This window comes from Streptomyces sp. JH002 (genome assembly GCF_050916115.1).
Lineage (GTDB): Bacteria > Actinomycetota > Actinomycetes > Streptomycetales > Streptomycetaceae > Streptomyces > Streptomyces xiamenensis.
Genome location: NZ_CP087989.1, coordinates 994,343 through 1,020,671, shown reverse-complemented (window position 1 = coordinate 1,020,671; position 26,329 = coordinate 994,343). Strand labels below are relative to the sequence as shown.

General features: G+C 73.1%; 23 protein-coding genes. 9 read left to right on the top strand and 14 right to left on the bottom strand.

Going from position 1 to position 26,329, the window contains the following annotated elements; translation table 11 throughout:
- The first annotated feature begins 31 nt into the window (after positions 1-31).
- Complete coding sequence (locus H7827_RS04245; protein WP_432742800.1) at positions 32-1,774, top strand: BCCT family transporter; 1,743 nt, start codon at positions 32-34, stop codon at positions 1,772-1,774.
- A gap of 37 nt (positions 1,775-1,811) precedes the next feature.
- Here H7827_RS04245 and H7827_RS04240 read toward each other — a convergent pair whose 3' ends face one another.
- Both H7827_RS04240 and H7827_RS04235 read right to left on the bottom strand, forming a co-directional pair.
- A complete protein-coding gene (locus H7827_RS04240; protein ID WP_432742798.1) occupies positions 1,812-3,236 on the bottom strand; it encodes a phytoene desaturase family protein in 1,425 nt (474 codons plus the stop codon).
- A 25-nt stretch (positions 3,237-3,261) separates the two neighbouring features.
- The gene (locus H7827_RS04235) at positions 3,262-4,077 is read right to left on the bottom strand and encodes an inositol monophosphatase family protein (RefSeq protein WP_375878765.1); all 816 of its coding nucleotides are present in this window, start codon (positions 4,075-4,077) and stop codon (positions 3,262-3,264) included.
- Positions 4,078-4,188: 111 nt separating this feature from the next.
- Here H7827_RS04235 and H7827_RS04230 point away from each other — a divergent pair, with 111 nt between their 5' ends.
- Positions 4,189-5,289, top strand: a complete 1,101-nt coding sequence (locus tag H7827_RS04230) for a hypothetical protein (protein ID WP_432742796.1) — start codon at positions 4,189-4,191, stop codon at positions 5,287-5,289.
- Here the strand turns inward: H7827_RS04230 and H7827_RS04225 are convergent.
- The 6 genes from H7827_RS04225 to H7827_RS04200 form a co-directional block, all read right to left on the bottom strand.
- Entirely contained in the window at positions 5,280-6,494 is a 1,215-nt protein-coding gene (locus H7827_RS04225) for a hypothetical protein (RefSeq protein WP_432742794.1), read from the bottom strand. The two genes, H7827_RS04230 and H7827_RS04225, sit on opposite strands and share 10 nt — an antisense overlap.
- Positions 6,495-6,532: 38 nt before the next feature.
- Entirely contained in the window at positions 6,533-7,819 is a 1,287-nt protein-coding gene (locus H7827_RS04220) for a hypothetical protein (RefSeq protein WP_432742792.1), read from the bottom strand.
- 147 nt (positions 7,820-7,966) lie between these two features.
- A complete protein-coding gene (locus H7827_RS04215; protein WP_432742790.1) occupies positions 7,967-9,763 on the bottom strand; it encodes a gamma-glutamyltransferase family protein in 1,797 nt (598 codons plus the stop codon).
- A 56-nt stretch (positions 9,764-9,819) separates the two neighbouring features.
- Complete coding sequence (locus tag H7827_RS04210) at positions 9,820-10,842, bottom strand: TIGR03842 family LLM class F420-dependent oxidoreductase (RefSeq protein ID WP_432742788.1); 1,023 nt, start codon at positions 10,840-10,842, stop codon at positions 9,820-9,822.
- Positions 10,843-12,246, bottom strand: a complete 1,404-nt coding sequence (gene hydA, locus H7827_RS04205) for a dihydropyrimidinase (protein WP_432742786.1) — start codon at positions 12,244-12,246, stop codon at positions 10,843-10,845. It lies immediately after the preceding gene.
- A 378-nt stretch (positions 12,247-12,624) separates the two neighbouring features.
- The gene (locus tag H7827_RS04200; RefSeq protein WP_432742784.1) at positions 12,625-13,599 is read right to left on the bottom strand and encodes a glycoside hydrolase family 6 protein; all 975 of its coding nucleotides are present in this window, start codon (positions 13,597-13,599) and stop codon (positions 12,625-12,627) included.
- Positions 13,600-13,909: 310 nt separating this feature from the next.
- Between H7827_RS04200 and H7827_RS04195 the strand changes: the two genes are divergently transcribed.
- The 7 genes from H7827_RS04195 (at position 13,910) to H7827_RS04165 (ending at position 20,878) form a co-directional block, all read left to right on the top strand.
- The gene (locus H7827_RS04195) at positions 13,910-14,920 is read left to right on the top strand and encodes a LacI family DNA-binding transcriptional regulator (RefSeq protein WP_386540734.1); all 1,011 of its coding nucleotides are present in this window, start codon (positions 13,910-13,912) and stop codon (positions 14,918-14,920) included.
- Between the two features lie 400 nt (positions 14,921-15,320).
- Positions 15,321-16,628, top strand: a complete 1,308-nt coding sequence (locus H7827_RS04190) for a PLP-dependent aminotransferase family protein (RefSeq protein ID WP_432742782.1) — start codon at positions 15,321-15,323, stop codon at positions 16,626-16,628.
- Between the two features lie 184 nt (positions 16,629-16,812).
- Complete coding sequence (locus H7827_RS04185) at positions 16,813-17,106, top strand: Dabb family protein (protein WP_386540731.1); 294 nt, start codon at positions 16,813-16,815, stop codon at positions 17,104-17,106.
- 3 nt (positions 17,107-17,109) lie between these two features.
- Positions 17,110-17,685: a hypothetical protein gene (locus H7827_RS04180; RefSeq protein WP_432742780.1), complete on the top strand. Its 576-nt coding sequence runs from the start codon at positions 17,110-17,112 to the stop codon at positions 17,683-17,685.
- A 195-nt stretch (positions 17,686-17,880) separates the two neighbouring features.
- The gene (locus H7827_RS04175) at positions 17,881-18,093 is read left to right on the top strand and encodes a hypothetical protein (RefSeq protein ID WP_200363380.1); all 213 of its coding nucleotides are present in this window, start codon (positions 17,881-17,883) and stop codon (positions 18,091-18,093) included.
- Complete coding sequence (locus H7827_RS04170; RefSeq protein WP_432742778.1) at positions 18,090-20,345, top strand: heavy metal translocating P-type ATPase; 2,256 nt, start codon at positions 18,090-18,092, stop codon at positions 20,343-20,345. The genes H7827_RS04175 and H7827_RS04170 overlap by 4 nt, the downstream gene beginning before the upstream one ends.
- Complete coding sequence (locus H7827_RS04165; RefSeq protein ID WP_432742776.1) at positions 20,342-20,878, top strand: copper chaperone PCu(A)C; 537 nt, start codon at positions 20,342-20,344, stop codon at positions 20,876-20,878. The genes H7827_RS04170 and H7827_RS04165 overlap by 4 nt, the downstream gene beginning before the upstream one ends.
- Positions 20,879-20,974: 96 nt before the next feature.
- On the opposite strand, the gene H7827_RS04160 is transcribed toward H7827_RS04165, so the two are convergent.
- From H7827_RS04160 to H7827_RS04135, 6 genes are all read right to left on the bottom strand, one after another.
- Positions 20,975-21,634, bottom strand: a complete 660-nt coding sequence (locus H7827_RS04160; protein ID WP_432742774.1) for a sigma-70 family RNA polymerase sigma factor — start codon at positions 21,632-21,634, stop codon at positions 20,975-20,977.
- A gap of 124 nt (positions 21,635-21,758) precedes the next feature.
- Entirely contained in the window at positions 21,759-22,502 is a 744-nt protein-coding gene (locus H7827_RS04155) for a hypothetical protein (RefSeq protein ID WP_432742772.1), read from the bottom strand.
- 367 nt (positions 22,503-22,869) lie between these two features.
- The gene (locus H7827_RS04150) at positions 22,870-23,253 is read right to left on the bottom strand and encodes a hypothetical protein (RefSeq protein WP_432742770.1); all 384 of its coding nucleotides are present in this window, start codon (positions 23,251-23,253) and stop codon (positions 22,870-22,872) included.
- A 136-nt stretch (positions 23,254-23,389) separates the two neighbouring features.
- Positions 23,390-24,160 (bottom strand): ABC transporter ATP-binding protein, encoded by a 771-nt coding sequence (locus H7827_RS04145; protein WP_432742768.1) that lies wholly within the window; start codon positions 24,158-24,160, stop codon positions 23,390-23,392.
- On the bottom strand, positions 24,157-25,212 hold the full coding sequence (locus H7827_RS04140; protein ID WP_432742766.1) for a FecCD family ABC transporter permease: 1,056 nt from the start codon (positions 25,210-25,212) through the stop codon (positions 24,157-24,159). The genes H7827_RS04145 and H7827_RS04140 overlap by 4 nt, the downstream gene beginning before the upstream one ends.
- Complete coding sequence (locus H7827_RS04135; RefSeq protein WP_432742765.1) at positions 25,190-26,266, bottom strand: ABC transporter substrate-binding protein; 1,077 nt, start codon at positions 26,264-26,266, stop codon at positions 25,190-25,192. The genes H7827_RS04140 and H7827_RS04135 overlap by 23 nt, the downstream gene beginning before the upstream one ends.
- Positions 26,267-26,329 lie beyond the last annotated feature (63 nt).

The window sequence follows — 26,329 nt, the reverse complement described above, 5'->3', positions numbered from 1 at the left end:
AACGCAGCGATCCACCACATAGTGGTGCACTATGACCACGGATGCGCACTCCCCGCCCCAGCCCCCGGACGCCGGGACCGGGGAGCGGAGACGGCCCGACCCACCACCCGACGCCACGGTCATCGTCCTCGGGATGGCCGCCGTCCTCGGGGTGGTGGCCTGGGCGGCGTTCGGCAAGGACAACTTCTCCTCCGTCACCGACCACTCCCTGAACTGGGTCCTCGGGAACTTCTCCTGGCTGTTCATCATCGCCGGCAACGTCTTCCTGGTGACCTGTCTCGTCATCGCCTTCAGCCGCTTCGGCCGGATCCGCCTCGGCCGGGACGACGACGAGCCGGAGTTCTCCTCCCTGTCCTGGATCGCCATGATGTTCGCCGCCGGCATGGGCATCGGCCTGATGTTCTTCGGCGTGGGCGAACCCCTGCTCCACTTCGCCGACCCACCCCCCTTCGGCGACATCGAGCCCGGCAGCCCCGAAGCGGCCCGCGCTGCCCTCGAGTACTCCTTCTTCCACTGGACCCTGCACCCCTGGGCCATCTACGGCGTCGCCGCGCTCGGCCTCGCGTACGCCACCTTCCGCAAGGGGCGCGGCAACCAGATCAGTTCCGTCTTCGTCCCGCTCCTCGGTGCCCGGCTCAGCGCCGGCTGGCCGGGCCGGCTCATCGATCTGCTCGCCGTCTTCGCCACCGTCTTCGGCACCGCCACCAGCCTGGGGCTCGGCGCCCTCCAGGTCTCCAAGGGCCTCAACATCACCACCGACATCGACGACACCCTCACCCTGCGGATGATCATCATCGGCGCGCTCGGCGCCGCCTTCGTCGTCTCCGCCTCCAGCGGGCTGCACAAGGGCGTCAAATGGCTCAGCAACATCAACATCGTGCTGGCCATCTCGCTCGCGCTGTTCATCTTCGTGCTCGGGCCCACCGTGTACATCCTGGGCGTCGTACCGGCCGGTGTCGGCATCTACCTCGAAGAACTGCTGGTGCTCTCCTCGCGCACCGGGGCGTTCGGCAATGAGGAGTGGCTGGGCACCTGGACCATCTTCTACTGGGCCTGGTGGATGTCCTGGGCGCCCTTCGTCGGCACCTTCATCGCCCGGATCTCCCGCGGCCGCACCATCCGGGAGTTCCTCATCGGGGTGCTGCTCATCCCCTCCGGCGCCTCCGTCCTCTGGTTCTCGATCCTGGGCGGCAGCGCCCTGCGGATCGACTCCACCGGCGGCGCCGACCTGACCGGTGAGGTGAACAACAACGGTGAGGAATCCGCCCTGTTCGCCCTGCTCGACGCGCTGCCGCTGGGCACCCTCACCGCCTTCGTCGCGATGATCCTGGTGATGCTCTACTTCATCACCAGCGCCGACTCCGCCTCCCTGGTGATGGGTTCCCTCACCAGCCGCGGCGCGCTGCAGCCGCGCAAATGGCTGGTCGTCGCCTGGGGCGTGCTGATGGGCGCGGTGGCCGCCGTCCTGCTGGTGGCCGGGGGCCTGGACGCCCTGCGCTCGGGCACCATCCTGGTGGCGCTGCCGTTCGTGGTGGTCATGCTCGCCATGTGCTGGGCGCTGGTGACCGAACTGCGCACCGACCCCGGCGCCGGAGCCCCCCGCAACATGCCGCTGCACGGGCTGCGCGAGGCCGTCCGCACGATGGTCGGGGAGGCCGTCGAGGAACGCGCCCGCGGGCCACGGCACTGGCGGCTGCGCCGGACCGCCGGCAATGTGCTCGACCGGCAGGACGGCACGGGCCGGCCTCCCGAGAACCCGCCGCAGGACCAGTGAGGCGACGGGGCGGCCACCGGGCCGCCCCGTCCTCCCCTCAGCGCTGCCGCAGCCGCCGCCACACGGCCTTCGCCGCGTTGTGCCCCGACATCCCGTGCACCCCGGGCCCCGGCCAGGCCGCCTGCGAGCACAGGAAGACCGCCGGATGCGCGGTGGTGTACGGGGACCACGCCGGGCGCGGGCGGAACATCGTCTGCAAGCCGCTGAACGCCCCGCACGCGGTGTCCCCGCCCACATAGTTGGCGTTGCGCCGCATCAGCTCGGCCGGGCCCGCCACCGCACGCGCCAGCACCCGGTCCCGGAACCCCGGCGCGAACCGCTCGATCTGCGCCTCCAGCGCCTCCGTCAGGTCCCCGTCCCAGCCGTTGGGCACATGGCCGTACGCCCAGAAGACGTGCTTGCCGGCCGGCGCCCGGGACGGGTCCACGAGCGTGGGCTGCGAGGTGATCATGAACGGCACCTCCGGTCCCTCCCCCCGCACCGTGGCCGCCCGCAGCGCCGTCTCGATCTCCGCGCTGGTCGCCCCCAGATGTACCGTCCCCGCGCGGTGCGCCTCCGGCGCCGTCCACGGCACCGGACCGTCCATCGCGAAATCGATCTTGAACGAGGCCGCCCCGTAACGGAACCGCGGATACGCCTGCCCCAGGCCCGCGATCCGCGCCATCGCCGTGGGGGAGGTGTCGAAGATGTACGCCCTGGCCGGCGGCAGCTCGTCCAGCCGCCGCACCTCGACCCCCGTGTGCACGGTGCCGCCCAGCGCCGCCAGATATCCCGCCAGCGCGTCCGCGATCGACTGCGAACCGCCCCGGGCGATCGGCCAGCCGCCCTCGTGCGCCGCCAGCGCGAACACCATCGCGATCGCGGCGGTCGCCGGCGTCGTGGCGGCCGGCGAGATCACGTGTGCCGCCAGACCGTGGAACAGCGCCCGCGCCTTCTCGTCCCTGAACCGGGTCCGTGCCACCCACGCCGCCGGCTGCATACCCGTCAGCCCGAACCGCGCCAGCGTGAGCGGCCCCTGGGGCAGCCCGTCCCACGGCACCTTCAGGAAGTCCCCGGCCAGCGCGTCCCACCGGCCCAGATACGGGGCCATCAACCGCCGGTACGCCTCCGCGTCGCGCGGCCCGAACGACGCCGCCGTCACCCCCACCTCCCGGGCGAGGACCGCCGCACTGCCGTCCGGGAACGGGTGCGCCAGCGCCAGCTCCGCGTGCAGCCACTCCAGGCCGTACCGCTCCAGCGGCATCGCCTTGAACGCCGGTGACCCCGCGCCCATCGGATGCACCGCCGAGCAGGGGTCGTGCCGGAAGCCCGGCAGCGTCAGCTCCTCGGTGCGCGACCCGCCGCCCACCGTCTCCTTGGCCTCGAAGACCTCGACGGACATCCCCCGTCGGGCCAGTTCCACGGCGGCGGTCAGCCCGTTCGGGCCGGCTCCCACCACCACCGCGTCCCGCATGGTCGGCACGTTACGGCTCCCCTCGCCGGTGAGTTCACGCTCCGTTCAGCAAGGAGAGAATACGCCGCGCCGTCAGCTCGTCCCGCGCCGCGGTGAACGGCAGCGCGTTGCCGCCCGCGATCGCGAACGGAACCCCCGCCACCGTCTCGTGCGTCCCTCCCGCCTCCAGCACCATCAGCAGCCCCGCCGCGTGGTCCCAGGCCGACTCCCAGTTGAACGCCACCGCGTCCAGCTCGCCACGGGCGACACGGACGTACTCCAGGCCGGCGGAACCGCACTCGCGCGGCGCGACCCCCGCCACCTCCAGCCGGGCCAGCACCCGCTTCTCCTCCTCCGAGGTGTAGTTCGGGTGCGCGTGCGCCACCGTCAGCGGCCTGCCCGGCTCGGGCGAACCCGCGAACACCCGCTCCCCGTCCACGAACGCCCCCACCCCGCGCCGGGCGTGCGCGGTGAGCGCGAGCGCCGGAGCGTGCGTCCACGACGCCTCCAGCACCCCCCGGTGGGCCAGCCCCACCAGCGTGCAGAAGCCCTCGTCCCCCTCCACGAACTGCCGCGTCCCGTCCACCGGGTCCACGATCCACACCGGCGCGTCACCGGCCAGCGCCCCGTACACGGCCGGGTCGGCCGCCACCGCCTCCTCGCCCACCACCACGGACCCCGGCAGCAACTGCGCCAGTATCTCCGTCAGCCGCTCCTCGGCCCGGCGGTCCGCGACGGTGACCAGATCGTGCGGCGCCGACTTGGTCTCCACCTCATCGGCGGCGAGCCGCCGCCAGCGCGGCATGATCTCCTCGGCGGCAACGGTGCGGATGGCCTCTTCCACCTTCAGGGCGAGCTGTTCATCGATCATGTCCCCCATCGAAGCACGCCACCGGCCACCCCGGAGCGTCAGCGTCCCGTGGCGGAGGGCACACTGAGGCAGGTCGGGGACGGGACACGAGGCCGCATCGGGGGCGGGGCCATGGGACGCGTACGGGAAATGTGCCGCTCGGCACGGGAACGCTGGATCACGCTCGGCCTGGTGGTGATCCTGCTCGCCGGCCTGCAAACCGGCACCGGCGGACGGTACTCCGCCGCCGACGCCATCCGTCTCCAGCCCTGCGCGGGGCTCCTGCCCCGCGCGGAGCTGAGCGCCATGTCCGGCTGGGACGAGGTCCGCTCCCAGCACCTCGCCCACACCCCGCACCTGCACCGGCTCACCTGCACCCTGCTGCGCGAGAGCGTGGGTGGGGAGGAGGAGTGGCTGAGTCTGTCGGTGACCAGCCGACTCGAGGACATGGACGTCGCGCTGCTCGGGGCCGTGAGCTGGGAGCCCTCGACCCGCTGGGCGATGTTGCCGCAGGCACTGCCCGGGCTGTTCTTCGAGGAATCACGGACGACGTCACGGATCGTGCTGCTGCCGCCCTGCGCAGCGCCGGAGCGCGGCCTGCTGGTGAGCCTGGAGACCCAGCGGGCCCGCGGCCACGACGAGGAGATGCTGCGCGCGGCCGTGAGCGCCGCCAACACCGCCTCGGTGCTACTCGGCTGCGGTGAGCCGTCCCTGCCGTTTCCCGAGGACCCGATCCGCCGCCATGACGACGGCGTCCCGGCGGCCCTGCTGGCACCGGACTCCGCGTGCACCGTGCTCCTGCCGGAGCTGCCGCCGGATGCCCCGGACGGCGGTTGGCGCGTCCACGAGGCCGCCCCTGACCATGGCCCGTTCGGGGTCTGTGCGGTGCCCTTCGGACCGGGCGACGACACACTGGTGGTCCACGCCTCCTACAGCTCCCGGGCGGAGTCCGAGAACGTAATACGGAACTGGTCGGGGTGGATCGACGAGGAGCAGCCCGACAGGCCGCACGCCCCGCTGTCCGAGCGGTGGCAGCCCCGGGCGGATGACGTGCAGGCGAACGCCTTCACCACCTGTGACGGCGAGTTCGCGTACTTCCAGGCACGTGCCGGGGCGGAGGGGCCCCTGATACTGACCCGGGAGCAGCTACGGGCGATCGTGACCGCCTTCGCCATCGACCAGGCCGGACGGCGCGGCTGCGAGCCGCCCGTACTGCCGGCCGCTCAGGAGTAGGACCAGCTCCACTGCGTCCACCCCAGGCCGCGCGTGAAGCCGTATCTCAGCAGGGCACGCAGCGGGACCCGCTCGGCTTCGGGGAGCCCGCGCAGCTCCGCCCACCGCTCCAGCACGCTCAGCAGGTGCTCCCGCCCCTCCAGGACCGGCACGTCGCCGGTCTCGGCGGCGGGGGCGCGGCGGGCCAGATCACCGGTGGCCACCGGCAGGGCGGGCGGATCGGCGACGGCGAGATAGGTTCCCCGGCTGTGTTCACGCACGGCGGCGTCGAACGCGGCGGGGTCCCCGATGGTGCCGTCCTCGAAGAACCGGCCGCGCAGATAGGCAAGTTCCGCGAGGCCGGTGGTCATCTCCGGGAGGACGTCGAAGGCAGCCGCGCCCGGCGGAAGGCCGACACCGGCCACCAGCTCACCGCTGCCGGCCACCGTCAGATGGTCCAGATAATGCGCGGCGTAGGCGCGGTAGGCGTCGTGCAGGATGGCGAAGGCCCGCGGGTGGGACGCGATCCGCTCCACGAGGGTGGGCAGCGCGGCATGCCAGGACTGGAGGGTCGTCCCGTCCTCCGCGTCGACCTCGACCAGGTCGGTACCGATGAGGGGGAACAGGGACCGGGCTTCGCCCGTCTCGCCGTCGGCCAGGGTGCGCAGCGGCAGCCCGCTCTCCAGCGGATCGGCCAGGTCCGTCACATAGGCGGCCAGCACCGTGGCCACATAGGGCTCCAGACCGTGCGGAACGACGGGGCCGGGGCCGCCCCAGGACCGCAGGCGCGGTGGCGCGACCGCGTCGTCCCCGGGCGCGCCGAGCACCTCCACTATGTCGTAGAGCACGGACGCCATGGCCTCGGTGTGCACGAGGGCCGGACCGTCCTGGTCGTCCACGGTCTGGCCCGTGGTGGCGGCCACCAGGATGGAGCCGAGCAGCTCGGGGCCCGAAGGTCCCGCGCAGGTGACCCAGTGCCGGGGCGCCAGTAGCTCGGCCACCGCTCCGGTACCGGTGCCCGTGTCGGGGCCGGGGTCGAGATGGGCGGTGGCGGCCGGCGGGTCATCGGCGAGCGCGGCGATCTCCTCCGGAACGTCCCAGCAGGCGCGCGTCGGCTCCGCCCGCCACAGCACCACCCCCATCGGCAGCAGCAACGCCAGCGACACCACGGGCCCGAGCCCGCGCCCCACCACGCGACGGAACCCCGCCGCCCCCCAAGCAGCCATGCCGAGCAGCCTACTGGGGGGTGCCGGGAGGGCCCTGGTCAGGCCAGGTTCGCGCGGCGCAGCTCGCTGGTGATCGCGTAGTGGTGGCGGGGGGACAGCGCCTGAGCCGCCGTCACCAGCAACGGCACCACCACCTCGGGCGAGGACAGTGCCGCCCCCGCCGCCTCCTCCGCCGAGCGGGCCCCCACCAGCGCCGTCAGCAGGGTGACCGCCTCCTCGGAGCGGCCCGCCTGCCACAACTCCGCCGCGATCACTCCGGCCTCGGCCGCCGGGCGGGCCGCGGCCTGGCGCAGCAGGGCGGCGCAGTCGCGTTCGCGGCCCGCGCCGGCCAGCGCCTCCGCCACCGCCGCCAGCGGCCCCGGCGGCAGCGACGCCGCCTCCCACAGCAACGTGGCCACGTCCGAGGCCAGGCCCATGCGGGCGAGCGCCTCCAGCATGACCGGCAGCCGAGCCGCCGGGCCCCCCACGGCCTCGCTCAGCACGATGTGCGCCGGGCCGCTGGCCCCCGCCGCACGCAGTTCCGCCAGCCGCGCGGCCATCGCCAGGGCCGCCTGCTGGTCCTCCTCGGTCAGCCGCTGCCGCCGCTCCTGCCGGGACTCGTGCAGCGCCCCCGCGAACCGCGAGCCGCCCGGCGGCGCCGCCGGTGGCTCCACGGCGTCACCTGCGGCCTGCGGCGCGGGCACCACCACCTCGTCCTGCGCCTCGATCCCGGCGAACCGCGCCCCGCGCGGCGGGCGTTTCCTCGCCCTCACCACGGGTGCGCCGGACGTCCCGGGCGCGGCGGCCGCCGGGCGCGGGGCGGGCAGCGCCGCCAGCCGGGAGAGCAGTTCGGCCTCCCGGGCCCGCGCCCGGTGCTCGTCGTCCCTGGCCCACAGCCGCTGCGCGGCCAGCCGCTCCTCCTCGCCGCTCTGCCCCACCCGGCGGGCCAGATGCAGCGCGTCGGACAACTGCGCGGAGCGGCCGGCGGCGGCCCGCCGCGCCGTGTCCGCCGCCGCCAGCGCCCGTTCCAGCGCGGCCCGGCCGCCGGGCAGCGCGTCCAGCGCGCGCACCGCGCTCTCGTACCGCGCCCGCAGCCGGCCGCCGGTGCGCTCGGCGGCGTCCGTACCGCTGCGCACCGCCAGATCCTGCAGCAGATCGGCGACCACGTCCCACGGCGGCAGCTCCCGGCCCGCCAGCCAGCCGGCCAACTCCTCGGGTCCGCGTCTGGAGAAGGCCGCGTACCATCCGGCTGCCGGGTCGAGCGCGGCGGTGATCCTCCGCAGCTCGCCGGTGAACGCGGCCAGTCCGGCCGCCGCTTCCCGCTGGGCCATGGGCGCATCTGCCATAGCCGCTACTGAATCCAACCGTGTTACGGATCGTGTTACCGGCGCGCTACGGGAGTTTTTCCGATCGCTCTCTGCGGTGCGCCCCGTGCCCGGAACGCCCCGGTCCGACCGGGGCCCCCGGCCGGCCCCGGCCGGTGCCCGCCGGACTCAGCGGCCCACGGCGTACCCCTGCGCGCCGCGCGGATTCGCCGCCGCCAGCAGCACTCCGCGCTCCGGATCGCGGCCCACCGCGCACAGCCGGCCCTCCGTCCAGGGCCCGCCCACCGTCACCTCGTGCCCGCGCCGCCGCAGTTCGGCGATCGTCTCCTCGCCGATCCGCGATTCGACGGTGACGCTGCCCGGCCGGGTGCCGCGCGGGTAGAAGGAGCTGGGGAAGCTGTCCTGATGCCAGTTGGGGGCGTCCATCGCGCCCTGCAGGTCGAGCCCGCCGCGCACCGCGGGCCGCAGCGCCGCCGCCAGGAAGAAATGCAGCTGCCACTGGTCCTGCTGGTCCCCGCCCGGGGTGCCGAACGCCAGCACCGGCTCGCCGTCGCGCAGCGCCAGCGAAGGGCTGAGCGTGGTGCGGGGCCGGCGTCCTGGCGTCAGCGAGGCGGGCAGGCCCTCCTCCAGCCACGTCATCTGGAGCCGGGTGCCCAGCGGGAAGCCGAGTTCCTCGATCACCGGGCTCGACTGGAGCCAGCCGCCGCTGGGCGTGGCGCTGATCATGTTGCCCCAGCGGTCCACGACATCGACGTGGCAGGTGTCGCCCCGGGTCTCCCCGCTGCGGTCCACGGTCGGCTCGCCGGAGCCGGCCACCGGCGCGCCACCGGAGCGCTCCGCGCCGGCCAGCGCCGCCGCCGCGATCCGCGGCCTGCGGCCACCGGGCGCCCCCGGCCGCAGCTCGAACGAGGCGCGCTCGCCGACCAGCTCGCGCCGCCGCGCGTTGTACTCCGCCGACAGCAGCGACTCCAGCGGCACCTCACCGCTGTCCCCGTACCACGCCTCACGGTCGGCCATCGCGAGCTTGCCGCCCTCGATCAGCGTGTGGACATACTCCGGGGTGCCGTACGCCGCCGCGTCGAGCCCGGGGTCCAGCAGCGCCAACTGCTGGAGCAGCACCGGGCCCTGGGTCCAAGGCCCGGCCTTGCACACCGTCCAGCCCCGCCAGTCGTAGCTGACCGGCTCCTCGTACTCGGCCGACCAGCCGGTCAGATCGTCGCCCGTCAGGACGCCGGCGTGGCGTTCCCCCGAGGAGTCCATCGCGGGGCGGGCGGCGTGCGCGGCGATCGCCTCGCCGATGAAGCCCTCGCGCCAGATCCGCCGCGCCGTCTCGATCTCCGCCTCCCGGCCGCGTCCCGGTCCCGCCGCCTCCTTCAGCAGCCGGCGCCAGGTGGCGGCCAGCGCCGGGTTGCGCAGCATGCCGCCCGCCTTCGGCGCGGCGCCGCCGGGCAGGTACACCTGCGCCGAGGACGTCCACTCCTTCTCGAACAGCTCCCGCACCGACTCCACGGTCAGGCCGATCCGGTCCACCGCCGGGTGGCCGTCCTCCGCGTAGCCGATGGCGTACGTCAGCACCTGCGCCAGGCTCTTGGTGCCGTGGTCGCGCAGCAGCGTCAGCCAGGCGTCCACCGCGCCGGGCACGACGGCGGCCAGCGGCCCCGTGCCGGGCACCAGGTCCAGGCCGAGCGCGTCCCGGTAGTGGCCGATGGTGGCACCGGCGGGCGCCGGACCCTGCCCGCACAGCACCTGTATCCGGCCACCCGCCGGCGCCAGGATGATGGGGACGTCCCCGGCGGGGCCGTTGAGATGCGGCTCGACGACGTGCAGCACGAAGCCGGCCGCCACGGCGGCGTCGAAGGCGTTGCCGCCGTCTTCCAGGACCGCCATGGCGCACGAGGAGGCCAGCCAGTGGGTGCTGGAGACCATGCCGAAGGTGCCTTGCAGGGTGGGGCGTGTGGTGACCATGCGGCGAAGCGTACGCGCAGGGCCGCGCGGCACCGGGCGGTCCCGGGGAGCGCGGTTCAGCCCAGGGCGGGGATCACGGCCCGGCCGTAGGCGTCGATGACCTCCTCGCGGGCGTCGTGCATGGCGTACACCGCGAACTGGTCCACGCCCAGATCGCGCAGCCGCCGCAGCTTCGCCACGTGCGCCTCCACCGGCCCGATCAGACAGAAGCGGTCCACGATCTCGTCGGGGACGAACGCGGCGTCCGGGTTCCCCGAACGGCCGTGGTGCGCGTAGTCGTAGCCCTGCCGCTCCCTGACGTACGCGGTCAGCTCCTCGGGCACCATCCCGGAGCGCTCCCCGTAGCGCGCCACCAGGTCCGCGACGTGGTTGCCGACCATGCCGCCGAACCACCGGCACTGCTCGCGGGCGTACTCCAGCGCGGCACCGGACGCGTCAGGGGTGACGTACGCCGGGGCCGCCACACAGACCGTCACCGCGTCCGGATCACGCCCGGCCTCCGCCGCCGCCGACTTCACGGCCTTGATCATCCACTCGGCCAGAAACGGATCGGCGAGCTGGAGAATGAACCCGTCGGCCCGTTCACCGGCCAGCTTCAGGGCCTTGGGCCCGTACGCGGCCATCCACACCGGCAGCCGCGCCGCCGGGCCGCCCCGTACCCACGGCAGCCGCAGCGGCACACCGTCCACCACCGCCTCCCGGCCCTCGGCGAGATCGCGGATCACCGTCATCGCCTCGCCCAGCCGGGCCAGGGTGTTCGGGCTGCGCCCCGCCACCCGCATCGCCGAGTCGCCGCGCCCGATGCCGCACACGGTGCGCGGCCCGTACATCTCGTTCAGCGTGGCGAAGGTGGAGGCGGTGACCTCCCACGTGCGGGTGCCCGGGTTGGTGACCATCGGGCCGACGATCAGCCGCTCGGTCTCGGCCAGGATCCGGCTGTGGATGACGAACGGCTCCTGCCACAGGACGGCGGAGTCGAAGGTCCAGCCGTGGCGGAAGCCGTGCCGCTCGGCGCGCCGCATGAGGGAGACGGTCTCGGTGGCGGGCGGGTCGGTCTGCAGGACGAGTCCGAAGTCCATTCAGTGCTCCGTGTACTGGCTCAGGCCGCGCGGCTGGAACCGGCCGTGCCCGGCCCGGCCCGTGAAGCGGCGTTGGTCCACGACGACCGATCCCCGGCAGAGCACGGTCTCGGCCCGGCCGGTGACCCGGCGGCCCTCGTACGCGGAGTAGTCGACGTTCATGTGGTGGGTGGCGGCCGAGAGCGTCTGGACGGCGGCGGGGTCATAGACGACGAGGTCGGCGTCGGCACCGGGGGCGAGGGTGCCCTTGCGTCCGTACAGCCCGAACATCCGGGCCGGCGCGGCGCAGGCGAGGTCGATCCAGCGGCGCCGGGTCAGGTGCCCGTCGAGGACGGCCTGGTGGAGCAGGTCCATGCGGTTCTCCACGCCGGGCAGGCCGTTGGGGATCTTCGAGAAGTCGCCGCGGCCGAGGTCCTTCTGGCCGCTGAAGCAGAACGGGCAGTGGTCCGTGGACACCACCTGGAGATCGTCGGTGCGCAGCGCGCGCCACAGCGCCGCCTGGTGCTCGCGGGGCCGCAGCGGGGTGCTGCACACGTACTTGGCGCCCTCGAAGCCGGGTTCGGCGAGCTGATCGGTGCTCAGGAACAGGTACTGCGGGCAGGTCTCGCCGAAGACGGGCAGCCCCAGGTCGCGGGCGCGCGCCAGTTCGGCGACGGCCTCCCGGGCGGAGACGTGCACCACGTACAGCGGGGCGCCGGCGACCCGGGCCAGCGCGATGGCGCGGTGGGTGGCCTCGGCCTCCAGCAGGGCCGCGCGCACCTCACCGTGGTGCCGGGGGTCGGTGCGGCCGGCGGCCAGTGCCTGGGCGACGAGGACATCGATGGCGATGCCGTTCTCGGCGTGCGTCATGATCAGCGCGCCGTTGCCGGCGGCCTGCTGCATGGCGCGCAGGATCTGGCCGTCGTCGCTGTAGAACACCCCCGGGTAGGCCATGAAGAGCTTGAACGAGGTGATGCCCTCGGCGACCAGACGGTCCATCTCCCGGAGGGAGGCGTCGTTCACGTCGGAGAGGATCATGTGGAAGGCGTAGTCGACGGCGCACTGCCCCTCGGCCTTGGCGAACCAGGTGTCCAGCCCCTCGCGCAGCGCCTGCCCCCGCCCCTGGACGGCGAAGTCGACGATGGTGGTGGTCCCGCCCCAGGCGGCGGCGACGGTGCCGGTGGCGAAGGTGTCGGAGGCCGCGGTGCCGCCGAAGGGCAGTTCCATGTGGGTGTGGACGTCGACGCCGCCGGGGATGACGTACTTGCCGGTGGCGTCGATGACGTGTTCGGCGCTCCAGCTCTCGCCGGCGGCGCTGTCCCGGGTGGCGAGGGCGGCGATCTTCTCGTCCTCGATGAGGACATCGGCCTCGATCTCATCGGCGGCGGTGACCACCAGCCCGCCGCGGACGATCGTCCGTCCCACGTGCCTCACCTTTCCCTCACCGCTGTCGGCATGGAAGGGGACGACCGTAGACCGATGTCACTGAGTGTGGCAACGATGTCACGTCCCATGAGGGGATGGGCGTGTTGCCGCCGGCCCACAGGCGATGTCGGCTCGGGTGCCGGAAAGCGTGCCGGCAGGCCGCGGGGCGTGCACACCTCGTGGCGCTGTCGGAGGGGAGCCGGTCGACGGCCGGTCGATCCCCAGCGCCGCGGCCGGCCGCGGGCGAGGTGGTGGCAGGTCGCCGATGGCGGGGCCGGCGTGCACGGAAGGGCGGGCGGTGGCCACCGGCTCCGGGCGTCCTGCGACCGGGCCCGGCTCCGGCGGGGCGTGCCGGAGCCGGGTAACCGGCGTGCGGGGTCAGTAGCCGTAGACCATCCGGTAGGCGACCTCCGGCAGGAACTGCCCGGCGGTGGAGCCCGCCCCGACGCCGCAGTTGCCGTCGGACTCACCCGGCGTCTTGATCCACAGGAGCATCTCGGCGCCGTTGCCGCCCTGCTGAGTGGGCGTCCCGATCCTGCGGCCGGCCGGGTTGCACCACTCGCCGTTGGAGCCGTTGCCGTTGCGGCTGGTGTCCACGACGAACGCCCTGGAGTAGCCGTAGCGCTGGCTCAGGGTCTGGTTGACGCGGCCGGCGTAGGACGCGGCCTCATCGGTGCGGTAGAAGTTCGAGACGTTGAGGGAGAAGCCCCTCGCCAGGCTCAGCCCGGAGGAGTTGAGCCGATCGGCCATCGTCGAGGCGTCGATCCAGCCCGGGTTGCCCCCGTCGAGGTAGACCCAGGCGTTCGGCGCGGCGGAGCGGAACTGCGTGAGGGCGTTGATGAGCATGTTCTGCCGCTCGACGATCTGGCCCTGGGACATGCAGCTGTAGTCGCCGAGGGCATCGGGCTCCAGCACGACGACGGCCGGACGGTTGCCTATCCCACCGGCGAAGGCGGAGACCCAGCTCGCGTACGCGGACGGGGACGGGGCGCCGCCTCCCGAGTGTCCGCCGCAGGCATCGCGGCCGTACATGTTGTAGGCGACGAGGATCGGCAGTTTGTCGGCCGACTGGGCCGCGGCGGTGTAGGAGTTGACCGCGGAGCGGATGTCGCCGCTCCAGGAGCCGAACCAGCGGGCCATGGGGGTACGCGCGATGGAGTCCCGGATCGCGGAGGCCCGTCCGTCACCGGGGTTGGCGGCTGCCCAGGCGGCGGGGCTGGAGTTGGGGTCGACGTAGAAGCCGCTGGTCATCGTGATCGGGTCGGCCGCCGGTGCCGCCTGCGCGGGCGACGAGGTCAGGAAGAGTGGCAGGGCGAAGAGGGCCGCCACGGCCCCGCGGAGAAGCTTGCGCACGGATGTACCTCACTTCGTGTGGGCGGGAGGCGCCACGCCGCTCTCGTCCTGAGCGTGTGGTGGCGCCGGGGCTGCGGCATCCGGACCCAAGTGGCGCGCCGGGACGTGCCGCTGGTTCTGGGAGCGCTCCCAGATCGAAGAGCGCTCCGAGGTAGCTTCCTCGGTATGGTGTGTGCGCTGTTGAAGACTGTCAAGAGCTGTCGCGGGGCTACCCTCGGCGGGGCTCTGGTGGCAGGCTTGGGGCCGATAACTGGAAGCGCTCCCAGTTTTTCGGGGTGCTTCGCGACGCAGAGGGAAGGTCCCGCGACCCATGACAGCCGCGCCGCGCCGCAGGCCCACTCTCGACGAGGTGGCCGAGCGTGCCGGCGTCTCCCGTTCGGCGGCCTCCCGGGCGCTCAACAACGCGCCCCACGTCAGGCGCGACAAGCGCGAGGCCGTCCAGCGTGCCATCAGGGAACTCGACTACGTTCCGGACACCACCGCCCGGGCGCTGGCGACCAGCCGGCGGAACGTGGCGGCTCTCGTGATCTCGGGGGAGACCCCGTCGATCTTCGCGGACCCGTTCTTCGCCAGGGTGATCGTCGGCGCGTCCGCCGCCCTGGAGGAAGCCGGTCTGCATCTGATGCTGTGTCTCGCGGCCGCAGAGCGCAGCCGACGGCGCCTGGAGGAACTTCTGCGCGCCCGTGGCGTCGACGGCGTCATGCTGATGGCGGTGCGGGAGAACGACCCGGTGCTGCGCATCGTCGGTGAGACGGAGCTGCCCGTGGTCTTCGGCGGGCGCCCGGTGGGGTTCGAAGCGCCGTGGTACGTGGATGTCGACAACGTCGGTGGTGCGCGCCAGGCCGTGGAACACCTGATCGCCCGTGGTCGGAGGCGGGTGGTCATGATCTGCGGTCCCCTGGACACCCAGGTCGGCCGAGCACGGTACCGCGGCTACCGGGAGGCCATGGTCCTCGCCGGGCTCGACCCTCTCCCGCCGGAGTGCGGCGACTTCACCCGATCCAGCGGCGCCGTCGCCATGGCCGAACTGCTGGACCGGCAGCCGGATCTCGACGGGGTCTTCGCCGCGAACGACAACATGGCGTCCGACGCCCTGCGCGCGTTGCGCGAGATGGGCCGCTCCGTCCCCGGTGACGTCGCCGTCGTGGGCTTCGACGACCTGGACATCGCGAAGATCACCGAACCATCGCTGACCACGGTCCACCAGCCCATCCAGGCTCTGGGGCGCGAGATGGCGGCCCTGCTCGTGCGGCTCGTCGCGGGCGAGGAGGCCAACTCCCTGATCCTGCCCACCGAACTGGTCACGCGCTCCAGTTCCTGACCGGCACGGTCCGGCCGGGAGGGTGTCCGTGCAGGGCTTCAGCGACCACATCGAGGTCCTCCGCCGATCCGCCGGCCGCTGATGACGGCTGCGCGCGCCCGCCGCACCGGCTGACGGCCCGTGATCAACGGTCCGGGAACGCCGCGCTGCCACCCCGCCCGTGCATAAGTTGACGCATCAACGGCTTGCGGTAATGTAGATGATAAGTCAACTACTTGACCGGTGCGGGGTCGCCACCGCGACGCGGGGGCCGCACCGATGCGTGAAGCGACGCAGCCGATGCTCAGTGACATGACCCGGACTCAGGTGCCGTTGCGCGGACGGACGCGTACGGCCCTGTCGGCGGAGACCCGCCCGAGCACGCAGCGCGCGCACGCGAGAGGAAAGGGAACTCACCGACGTGGCCGCATTAGCTCTGACCCAGCTGCACCCCTCACTGGACGATCCCGTCCTGCTCTCGATGAATCTGCTGAACGACATCGCCTCGGACCACCCGCGGGCGGTGTCCTTCGCCGCCGGCCGGCCGTACGAGAACTTCTTCCGGGTCGAGCAGCTTCACGACTATCTGGGCACCTTCGTCGCCCACCTCACCGACGTGGTGGGACTGACGGATGAGCAGGCCCGCAGGACCGTCTTCCAGTACGGGCGGACGAAGGGCATCATCCACGAGCTGGTCGCGCGCTACCTGGAGATCGACGAGGGCATCGCCGTCGACCCCGACGCGATCGTGGTGACCGTCGGCAGCCAGGAGGCGGTGTTCCTGACGCTGCGGTCCCTGCGCGCCACCCCGCAGGACGTCGTCCTGGCCGTCGCGCCCACGTATTTCGGGCTGACCGGTGCCGCGCGCCTGCTGGACATGCCCGTGCTCGACGTCGGGGACGCGGAGGGCGGCCTCGACCTCGGCGACCTGGAGCGTCGGGTGACAGCGGCGCGCGCCCAAGGGCAGCGACCGCGCGCCCTGTACCTCGTCCCCGACTTCTCCAACCCCACCGGAGTGAGTCTGGACCTGGCCACCCGGATCGCCCTGCTCGACCTCGCGGCCGACCTCGATCTGCTGATCATCGAGGACAACCCGTACGGCGTCTTCCAGGCCGACCCCGGCACCAGACCCCCGAACCTCAAGGCGCTCGACACCCGCCACCAGGTCGTCCACGTCGGCTCCTTCGCCAAGACCGGACTGCCCGGCGCCCGCGTCGGATTCGTCGTGGCCGACCAGCCCGTCGTCAGGGGCGGACGTCCCGCGGGCACGCTCGCGGACCAGTTGTCGCTGATCAAGAGCAACGTCACGCTGAACACCTCACCCGTCGCCCAGGCCGTCATCGGCGGCAAACTCCTGCGCCACGGATGCAGCATGATCGCCGCGAACAAGCGTGAGATCGAGGTGTACCGCGCCAACCTGCGGCGCATGCTGGCCGGCCTCACCGCGCGGTTCGGGGACAGTGGCCCGGTGACGTGGAACACCCCCTCCGGCGGGTTCTTCGTCGTCCTCACCGTGCCGTTCACCGTGGACGACGACGCGCTGCGCAGATCGGCGCGCGAGCACGGCGTCCTCTGGACCCCCATGCACCACTTCCACCACGGCATGACCTTCTCGCACCAGATCCGGCTGTCCTTCAGCCTGCTCGACGACGCGTCCATCGACGAAGGACTCGACCGGTTGGCCTCCTTCGTGACGGCCGAGCCCCGGGCCGCCGGTTCCGCCGCCTGACAGCCGGCCTCCGCCCCGGCCGGAACGCCGATCCGGGCACCGTCGTCCGGGTGAACACGCGAGCACACCCGATAGCCGACCCGACGGAGACGTGGGCGGGTACGGAATCGCCCTGCGCCTCCCCGGACCGCCCGCGCGCCGTCACACGGTGACGCGCCGCCCCCGCACCCCGAAAAGGATGGCGATGATCAGACACATCGTGCTGTTCAAATTCAAGCCCGGCGTCCACTGGCGGGACCCCGCGGCCCTCGCCGCCGAGCGGTCCTCACAACTGGTCGGCGAACGCGTGCCCGGCCTTCTGCACTGGCAGGTCGGCCGCAACACCGCCGACCGGCCGATCGCCTACGACTTCGCCGCGATCGGCCTGCTGCCCGACCAGGACACCCTGCGCCGTTATCTGGACCATCCCTTCCACCAGCAATCCGCGGCCCTGTGGAGCGCCATCAGCACCTGGGTCGTCGCAGACATCGAGGAGTGAGACATGACCGTCGAGTTGGGCTGGATCGACGTCCGGCCCGCACCGGCGGGGTCGCCCGCCATCGGAACCCTCGGCCCCGAGGGCACGAGCAGCGAGCAGGCCGCGCGGCTGCTGCGGACCCGCTTGACCGGCAGAGCGCCGATCGTGCTCAGGAAGACCTACGAACAGGCCCTGGAGGATGTGACGGCCGGCACGGTCAGCCATGTGGTCGTCGCCAACGCCTACCGGGACATCCACCACTTCTACATGGCCGACGACATCGCACTGGCCAGCATCTTCGTCATGGACACCCCGCTGTACGGCGTCGCCCGGCGCGCCGGCGGCGGTCCGCTGCCCGACCGCCCGAGCGTGGTGACCCACCCCTCACCGCGCCCCCTGCTGGACCAACTGCTGCCCGACACCTACCGGGTGTCCGAGGTCGCCACCGCGGACTCCACCAGCCAGGCGGCCCAGGCCGTGGCCGAGCACCGCCACGACCTGGCGCTCACCACCGAACCGGCCGCCGCGCGGCACAAACTGCACTTCATCTCCCGGCTGCGGCCGATCCGCATGGTCTGGTCGGTCTTCGTCCGCGATTGAGCCCGCCCCGCCCGGCCCGAAACATCACGGGAACGGGGTCCGTCCACCGACCCGCCCTGCGACGGCGGGTCACCGGGAACCCGGTGAGGCCACGCCCCGACCCACTCAAGGCCGGGTCACTCGGGTGCCGGACGTGCCTCGGGGCCGTCCGGCGTCCGTGCCGGTGCAACCTGACCTCGTTCCGAGAGACCGTCCATGAACCTGCTCACCACCCGCCGCCCGGCCTCCCGGGCCGGGGCGCGCCGCGCCCCGGCCGCGGGCTTCGCCGCGCTGCTCCTCGCTCTGTTCGCCGTGGCGTACGCCACCGGCTCCCAACTGGGCCCCGTGGCACCGGGGATGCACCCCGGCGCGGGAACCCCCGCGACCGTCGGCGAGGGCGGCGGGCACGGTCACGGGGAGGCCCGGTGACCACGCGGACCACGGTGACGACCGACCTGACCGTGACGGGCATGACCTGCGCGGCCTGCGTGAACCGGGTCGAGAAGCGGCTGGCCGAACTGGACGGCGTGCGCGCGACGGTGAACCTCGCCACCGGTGTCACCCGGGTGACCCACCCCGAGGACATCGGCCCCGAGGATCTGGTCCGTCAGGTCGAGGGCGCCGGCTACACGGCGACACCGGTCACCGAGGAAGCGGCGCCGCCCGCCACCGCGTCCGGCCGGGACGGTGAGCTGCGCCGGCTCGCCGTCACCGCGGCGCTCTCGCTGCCGGTGATCGTCCTGTCGATGGTTCCGGCCTGGCAGTTCACCAACTGGCAGTGGCTGTGCTTCGCGCTGAGCGCACCGGTCGTGGTGTGGAGCGCCCATCCCTTCCACGCGGCGACGCTGCGAGGGCTGCGGCATTCCTCCGCCTCGATGGACACCCTGGTCTCCCTCGGGGTGACGGCGTCCTTCCTGTGGTCGGCGTACGCCCTCTTCTTCGGAGGGGCCGGGGAGCCTGGCATGCGGATGCCGTTCAGCTTCCTGCCCTCGGCCTCCGACGGCGTCGCCCACATCTACCTGGAGGCGGCCGTCGCGGTGCCGCTGTTCGTCCTGCTGGGGCGGTCGTTGGAAAGCCGTGCGAAAGCCGGGACCGGTGCCGCGCTCCGGGCGCTGGCCGACCTGGCTCCCGCTCAGGTGACGATCCGGGCCGCCGACGGGAGCGAACGGACCGTCACCCCGGACCGGCTCGCGGTGGGGGACGTGTTCGTGGTCCGCCCGGGCCAGCACGTCGCAGGTGACGGGGTCGTCGTCCATGGCCGGTCCGCCGTGGACGCTTCGCTGATGACCGGCGAGAGCAAGCCGACCGAGGTGGCCCCCGGGTCGCCGGTGCTCGGCGGCGCCGTGAACAGCGGCGGCCTGGTACGGGTGCGGGCGACCGCCGTCGGGAACGAGACGCAACTGGCCCGCATCGCCCGCCTTGTCGCCGACGCGCAGGCCGGCAAGGCGCGGGCCCAGCGGGTGGCCGACCAGGTGGCGGGCGGCTTCGTGCCCGCGGTCCTGGCCATCGCGGTCACGGTGCTCGGCTTCTGGGCCGGTGCGGGCGCCGACCCGCAGGCCGCGCTCACCGCCGCGGTCGCGGTCCTGGTCGTGGCGTGTCCGTGCGCCTTGGGTCTGGCCACCCCCACCGCCTTGCTGGCGGCCACCGGGCGCGGGGCCCAACTGGGCGTGCTCATCTCGGGCCCCCAGGCCCTGGAGGCACTGCGGCAGGTGGACACCGTCGTCCTCGACAAGACGGGGACGCTGACCACCGGCCGGATGACGGTGGTGCGCTGTGTGGTGCGGGAGGGCGGTGCCGGGGAGACGGAGGTGCTGCGGCTGGCCGCCGCCGCGGAACGGCCCTCGGAACACCCCTTGGGCCGGGCCCTGGTGTCGCATGTCGCGGGTCTTCGCGAGAACCTGCCCGAGGCACGGGAGTTCACCGCCGTCCCCGGTCATGGCGTCACCGCACGGGTGGAAGGACACCGGGTCCAGGTGTGTGCGGCGCCCGTCGCGGGCTGCCTCCCGCCGGAACTGGAGACGGCGGTGTCGCGGGCGGAGGCCCAGGCGCTGACCCCGGTCGTGATCGTCGTGGACGGTGTTCCGCAGGCGGTGGTGGGCATCGGCGATGTCGTCCGCAGCGGCGCCTACCGGGCCGTGGACCGGTTGCGGCGCCTGGGCCTGCGCCCGGTCCTCGCGACGGGGGACGTGGAGGGAACGGCGCGCGCCGTGGCCGCCGAGCTCCGCATCGAGGAGGTGCACGCGCGGTGCACCCCGCAGGACAAGGCCCGCCTGGTGGCCGACTTGCGGCAACGGGGACGGCGCGTGGCGGTCGTGGGCGACGGGGTGAACGACACCGTCGCGCTCGCCTCCGCCGATCTGGGGATCGCCATGGGCAGCGGCACGGACGCCGCGATCGGCGCCGCCGATGTCACCCTGGTACGGCGCGACCTGGCGGCGCTCGCCGACGCCGCCGCGCTGGCCCGCCGTACCCTGTCCACCATCCGGGCCAACCTGGTGTGGGCGTTCGCCTACAACGCCCTGATGCTTCCCCTGGCCGCCACCGGCTGGCTCAACCCCATGGTCGCCGCGGCCGCGATGTCGCTCAGCTCGCTGCTCGTCGTCCTCAACAGTCTGCGGCTGCGCGCCTGGACCCCGGCCCCCGCACGCGACCGCCGCCCCGGCCCGAGGAGCATCGGATGAACCCGCGCCCCACCGATGAGGCGATCGCCGCACCGCGGGGTGCGCGTTCCTCCCTCCGTTCCCGCTGGACCGGCGCGCTGCGCGCGGCCCTCGTGCCGCTGGCGGCGGGATCGCTGACGCTGCTGTGCCTGATCCTGTGGACCGGGACCGGCCGGGCGGGAAGCCCCGCCGAGATCGAGGTCGCCGAGGGCCGGGTGTTCCTGCCCATCCTCGACACCCAGGACACGACCGGGGTCTTCTTCGAGGTCACGAACACCGGCGGTTCGGACGAACAACTCCTGGAGGTCAGCACGGAGCGTGGGCGGGCGATGTTCTCCGACCGCGAGCTGACCACCGGAGCCGGCCGGATGATCATGATTCCGCGGATCACCGTACCCGCTGGCAGCACGCTGGACATGAGCCCTTTCACACCCAACGTGATGCTGTCCCCGGACCGCCCCCTGATCGAGGGGGAACGGATCGACTTCGTCCTGCGCTTCCGCCAGTCCGGCGAGATCCCGGTGTCCGCCGTGGTGGTGCCACCCGGCAGCTGAGGAAGGACGCGGGAGTCGCACGGAGCGTCACCACCGCGTGCGACTCCCGGGCGGAAGGGTGGGGCGGGTGCCGGCCGGCACCCGCCCCACCCTCTTTCAGGCGCGCTCGGCGGCGCGCAGCATCTTCGCCAGATCGGCCCTGGCCCTGGAGACCCGGGAACGGACGGTTCCCACCGCGCAGCCGCTGAGCGAAGCGCAGTGCTCGTAGGACATGCCCCACAACTGCGTCGCGATGAAGGCGTCGCGCCGTTCCTCGGCGAGCGCGCCGAGCAGATTCCGCAGCGCTATGCCCTCGTCGAGGCCCGGGACGCCACGCGTCTGACGGTGTTCCGCTTCCCGTTCCCAGTCCTCACCGTCGGTGATCCTGGGCCGGGCGGCGGCCCGGCGGACGCTGTCCACCACAGTGCGGCGGGCGATGGAGAGCAGCCAGGTGCGCGCCGACGAGCGGCCCTCGAACCGCCGCAGCGCCACGATCGCGCGCAGCATCGTCTCCTGGACCAAGTCCTCCACACTGTCGGTGTCGGGGCGCAGGAACGTGATGTAGCGGGTGACATCGGACTCGAAGGCGGCGACGAACCGGGCCGTGTCCTCGGGAGATCCCGAACGGGCCGCCGCCAGCGCCAGAAGCGTCCTGGCGTCATCGGGAACGGGAGCAGCGGCCGGTGTGGCGCCGTTCCCGGTGGTGCGGTGACCAGGGGAGGGGGCGACCGGTGGGGGAGGGCCTGACGGTCTTCCGGTCAGGGCAGGGGTGAGCATGGGATGACCTCGTCACTCGTGCAAGAGGAGGACGAACCGGTGCGCGGCTCGTCGGGTGTCCGCCGGGCCGTGGTGCGGCCCGGCCTCACGACGCGGTCGGGGGCGTCGTGGATGCCCGCTGTCGTCAGACGACAGCCCCGTGACGGGGCGGACCCCGTGAGATCAAGGTGTGCAGCAACAGGCGCGCCCGGAGTACCGGCACCTCCACCGAAGGCACACAGACCGGCCCGGGAAGGTGGGGGACGGGCACCGACCACAGCCGGGCGAGCCACAGGGGCGCGACCAGCCACAGGCCGAGCAGCCCCAGCACGGCGCAGGCCGCCCGCTCGCCCCACGCCAGCCACAGGCCCGAGACCAGGGCCGCCCCCAGGTGTGCCAGGAGCATCCAGCCGGAGTGGTGGTTCTGAGCACTGTGCGCGACATGCGCGCCCGCCTCCACCGCGTGGTGGCCCAGGGCGCCGTGACCGGCCCCCGGCACGGTGAGGCCCGCGGCCGCGACCACATCCGCGGCTTCGTCGTGCGACAACCGGGCCCACAGGGCGTCACCGCAGAGCAGCGTCCGCGCGAGCTCCTGAACCGCGGAGGGGGCCGGCGCTCCTGCCATCGGTGATGCGGCCTGTTGGCCCGCGGAGAAGGCCAGGTGGAGGCCGCCCTGGACGCCGAGGGCCGCCAAGGTGACCGTGAGCGGCCCGCGGTCCGTACCGGCACAGCACCAGGCGGCGCCGGCGACGGCAGCGAAGGCCGCCAGGGCGACGAGCGCCGGGACCGGCGCGCCGGACGCCTGGACGTGGCCGACCAGAGCGAGCACGACACAGACACCGGCGAACACCGCCGCCCTGATGCCGCGCACCGCGCCGTCCAATCGCATGGTGCGCTCATGCTCTCACCGGCTTCGGCGGGCGGCCCCACCGGCCACGGCGCGCTTCGTACGTAAGCCGTGTGATGGCCCGGGCCGGGAACTCGGCCGGGCAACCCCACGACGCGTACAGGGACATCCGCAGGGGGTCGCGAAGAGCAACCCCGGTCCGCCGGCACCGCTCACCCAGCCGGGCACCCTGCCCGAGCGGACCCGCACCGGGTCACCTTGGGCGGGGGTCAGGGCGTGGTCACCGGCACCGTCACAGCGCGGCGAGCTCGTCCGCCGGATCGTCCGGGCCGAGCGAGCCGAGGGACAGGGCGGCCATGTGCCACGCCTTCAGGTCGAATGCCTCGCCCCGCGCAGCGCGGCGGGGGCGTTACGGAGTCGGCGGCCGACCACCGCCCCGTCCTCGTCGGTGGCGGTGGGCATTCAGCTGAAAGACGGCACGCTGCTGGTGCACCGGGCAGAAGACGTTGTTGATCCCGCAGATTCTCCCCCGTCTCCTCCAGGGCGAGCGAGGCGCCGAGATGTTCGCGCAGCAGCCGGGCCGCGCGCCGCTCGTCCACGTCGCCAGGGTGGCGCGTTCGAGTGCGGCGTGGCCGTCCGGCGAGCAGTCGGGAAGACCGTCCGCACCGGGGCTGACACCGAACAGGGCGCCGATCAGGGGGTTGAGCTCGACGGGCTGGTCGACGTAGGCGTCGGCGATCCGGCGTGGGGTGCTGGGGGAGGTGCCGGAGGGGGAGGAGCCACCATGCCGCATCGCGCCATCCTCTGTGACCTGCGGAGCCAGGGGAAGGCGTCCCCGTTCGCTTCGCGCTCCTGGTGCTGACCGGGGCGAGGACGCCGACCGCTGGGCGAGGAGTTGGACGGCGGCGGGCGTCGGCCCGCCGCCGTCCTCAGGGGGCCAAAGGCGCGGTCACCAGGTGCGGCCGGCCGGTCAGCGGGTGCGGGACGATGGCGCTGCGCACGCCGAACACCTCGGCCACCGTGTCGGGATCGAGTACCTCGCGCGGGGACCCGGCCGCGCGGAGCCGCCCTTCGTGCAGCAGCACCAACTGGTCGCAGTACGCCACCGCGTGCCCCAGGTCGTGGATCGCGAGCACGACCGTGAGGTCCAGCGCGCGGACCAGCTCCAGCAGTTCCAGCTGGGAGCCGATGTCCAGATGGTTGGTCGGCTCGTCCAGCAGCAGCACCGGTGTCCGCTGCGTCAGCGCACGGGCGAGCAGGACGCGTTGCCGCTCGCCGCCGGACAGCCCGGCGAACACCCGGCCGGCGGCCCACTCCATCCCGACCCCGGCCAGTGCGGCGCGGACGGTGTCGTGGTCCGCGACGCTGTCGCGCTCCAGGAACCGCTTGTGGGGCAGGCGTCCCATGGCGACGATCTCCTCCACCGAGAAGCTGTTGTCCAGGTCGTGGTCCTGGGTGACCACCGCCGTCCGCTGCCCCGCGGCCCGGGAGGACAGCTTCCACACCTCGTCGTCATCGATCAGGACCCGCCCGCCGGTGGGACGCAGCGCGCGGTAGACGCAGCGCAGCAGCGTGCTCTTGCCGGAGCCGTTGGGCCCGATCAGGCCGGTCACGGTGCCAGGGGCGGCGGTCAGGGACACGTCGCCGAGGAGGGCGCGGTCCTCGATCCGCACGGTCAGTCCGTGGATGTCGACTCTCATCGCAGGACCCGCTTTCGGCCGCGGAGCAGGGCAAGGAAGAAGGGGGCGCCGAGGATGGCGGTGACGATGCCGATGGGGATCTCGTTGGGTCGGTCCAGGGTGCGGCTGAGCAGGTCCACGAGGACGAGGAAGAGGGCTCCCAGCAGCAGCGAGACGGGGATGACCTTGCGGTGGTCGGGACCGACGAGGAGCCGCACGGCGTGCGGGACGATCAGGCCGACGAAGCCGATGCCGCCGGCGACGCTGACGATGACGGCGGTCAGCAGCGAGGAGACGATCAGCAGCAGCAAGCGCAACCGGTGCACGCCGACGCCGAGCCCGGCGGCGGTGTCGTCGCCGGTGGCCAGGGCGTTCATGGGGCGGGCCTGGGTCAGCAGCACCACGGTGCACACGGCGACGGCCACAGCCGGAAGGGTCAGGTCCGGCCAGGAGGCGCCCGCCACGGACCCCAGCAGCCAGAACATCACGGCGCGCAGTTCCGAGGGGTTGGCCTGGAGTTGGAGGTAGCCGGTGACGGCGTTGCCGAGGTAGGCGATGGCCACGCCGGCCAGGATCAGGCTGGAGCCCAGCAGCCGCCCGCTGTGCTGGGCCAGCGCGAACACCACGAGCAGGCTCAGCAGCGAACCCGCGAAGGCGGCGCCGCTCACGCCGAGCCCGGCCACGGCGGTAACCCCTGTGGTCATGGCGAGGACCGCGCCGAGCGAGGCCCCGGCGGAGACCCCAAAGACGTATGGATCGGCGAGCGGGTTGCGCACCAGTGCTTGCAGGCACACCCCGGCCAGGCTCAGTCCGGCCCCGGCGAGCGCCGCCAGCAGCACGCGCGGCGTACGGAAGTCCCAGACGATCTGCTGGGTGAGCGGATCCTGCGCCCGGCCGCCGCCGGTGAGGTTGGCGGCCAGGACGTCGAGGACCTGAGCGAGAGGGACGTGCACGGTGCCCACCGAGATCGCCACCGCGACGCAGAGCAGCAGCGCACCCGACAGTACGGCGAGGGCCGGCGGATAGCTGCGGCCCGAGATCAGGTGGGGGCTACGGGAGGTCGTGCGCGGCATCGGCGATCCTGGCGACGGCGAGGGCGTTCAGCGGGCCGAGGTAGAAGCTGTCGGAGACGGTCGTGTACGTCCCGGTCCGGGAGGCGTTCCAGGCGGGGAACCGCTCGAACAGGTCCCGGGCGTATCGCTCACCGTCCTCGTCCTCCTCGAAGAGGCCGATGACCAGGACATCGACATCGGCGGTGGCCAGCGCCTCGACGTTGATGTCGGCCAGCTCCGGGCCGGTGCGGCCCGCGAAGACGTTGACGCCTCCCGCGCGTTCGACGATGTCGTCGAAGAGGCCGCCGGCGAAGACGGCCGGCAGCCCGTTGTTGTTCATCATCGCCATGCCCGGATAGACGACCAGGACGCTGACCGGCTCCACCCCCTCCACCGCCTCGGCGATGTCCGCCAGTTCGGCACGGGTCCGCTCCACATGGGCCGCCGCGCGGTCGGGCACGTCGAAGATCTCCGCGAGGGCGTACAGCAGCTCGAAGGAGGACTCCACCGACTGCGCGTCGTAGCGCTGCTGGTCCTCGGGCCGCGCCGCGGGGTTGCCGTAGGCGCAGTTGACCGGGGTGACGAGGCTGTTGATGCCGGCCGCGTCGAGCTGGTCGCGGGTGGCCGATCCCGTCGCGGCGTCGAAGCCGCCGGCCCAGGTGGAGATCACCAGATCGGGCTCCAGGGCCAGTACCTGCTCCCGGGGCACCTCGAAGTTCTCGTTCAGGCTCAGACCGCCGGTGGGCAGGGCCGCGATCCTCTCCACCATCTCGGGGTCGTCGGAGACCCCGTAGGACTGGCTGTTGGCGAGGATCCGGTCCTCAAGACCGAGAGCGATGAAGGACTCGACCTCGGCGACGGAAGTGCCGTTGAGCAGCAGCACGCGGCTGGGCGGTTCCTCGAAGGTGATCGGGTGGCCGCAGTTGTCGATCGTCAGGGGGTAGGCCGTGCGGGACGCGGGGCCCTGGGGCGTGGGCGTCGCGGTGGTGTCCGGGCCGGTGGTGCCGTTCGAGCACGCTGCGGTCAGTCCCAGCAGGCACAGGGCAGCGGTTGACGGGATCGTGCGGAAGCTCATGGGGGAATCGTCGGGAGCACCGGCGGCGAAGTTCCGATGAGGTGCCGGGAACTTGTGTCCGGG

What these genes read in the sequence shown, in the direction of transcription:
- H7827_RS04210 (WP_432742788.1), bottom strand. Translation starts at nt 10,842, where the DNA reads ATGGACTTCGGACTCGTCCTGCAGACCGACCCGCCCGCCACCGAGACC.
- H7827_RS04245 (WP_432742800.1), top strand. Translation starts at nt 32, where the DNA reads ATGACCACGGATGCGCACTCCCCGCCCCAGCCCCCGGACGCCGGGACC.
- H7827_RS04195 (WP_386540734.1), top strand. Translation starts at nt 13,910, where the DNA reads ATGACAGCCGCGCCGCGCCGCAGGCCCACTCTCGACGAGGTGGCCGAG.
- H7827_RS04160 (WP_432742774.1), bottom strand. Translation starts at nt 21,634, where the DNA reads ATGCTCACCCCTGCCCTGACCGGAAGACCGTCAGGCCCTCCCCCACCG.
- H7827_RS04185 (WP_386540731.1), top strand. Translation starts at nt 16,813, where the DNA reads ATGATCAGACACATCGTGCTGTTCAAATTCAAGCCCGGCGTCCACTGG.
- H7827_RS04150 (WP_432742770.1), bottom strand. Translation starts at nt 23,253, where the DNA reads ATGCGGCATGGTGGCTCCTCCCCCTCCGGCACCTCCCCCAGCACCCCA.
- H7827_RS04215 (WP_432742790.1), bottom strand. Translation starts at nt 9,763, where the DNA reads ATGGTCACCACACGCCCCACCCTGCAAGGCACCTTCGGCATGGTCTCC.
- H7827_RS04225 (WP_432742794.1), bottom strand. Translation starts at nt 6,494, where the DNA reads ATGGCTGCTTGGGGGGCGGCGGGGTTCCGTCGCGTGGTGGGGCGCGGG.
- H7827_RS04135 (WP_432742765.1), bottom strand. Translation starts at nt 26,266, where the DNA reads ATGAGCTTCCGCACGATCCCGTCAACCGCTGCCCTGTGCCTGCTGGGA.
- H7827_RS04145 (WP_432742768.1), bottom strand. Translation starts at nt 24,160, where the DNA reads ATGAGAGTCGACATCCACGGACTGACCGTGCGGATCGAGGACCGCGCC.
- H7827_RS04175 (WP_200363380.1), top strand. Translation starts at nt 17,881, where the DNA reads ATGAACCTGCTCACCACCCGCCGCCCGGCCTCCCGGGCCGGGGCGCGC.
- H7827_RS04230 (WP_432742796.1), top strand. Translation starts at nt 4,189, where the DNA reads ATGGGACGCGTACGGGAAATGTGCCGCTCGGCACGGGAACGCTGGATC.
- H7827_RS04155 (WP_432742772.1), bottom strand. Translation starts at nt 22,502, where the DNA reads ATGCGATTGGACGGCGCGGTGCGCGGCATCAGGGCGGCGGTGTTCGCC.
- H7827_RS04235 (WP_375878765.1), bottom strand. Translation starts at nt 4,077, where the DNA reads ATGATCGATGAACAGCTCGCCCTGAAGGTGGAAGAGGCCATCCGCACC.
- H7827_RS04140 (WP_432742766.1), bottom strand. Translation starts at nt 25,212, where the DNA reads ATGCCGCGCACGACCTCCCGTAGCCCCCACCTGATCTCGGGCCGCAGC.
- H7827_RS04165 (WP_432742776.1), top strand. Translation starts at nt 20,342, where the DNA reads ATGAACCCGCGCCCCACCGATGAGGCGATCGCCGCACCGCGGGGTGCG.
- H7827_RS04180 (WP_432742780.1), top strand. Translation starts at nt 17,110, where the DNA reads ATGACCGTCGAGTTGGGCTGGATCGACGTCCGGCCCGCACCGGCGGGG.
- H7827_RS04220 (WP_432742792.1), bottom strand. Translation starts at nt 7,819, where the DNA reads ATGGCAGATGCGCCCATGGCCCAGCGGGAAGCGGCGGCCGGACTGGCC.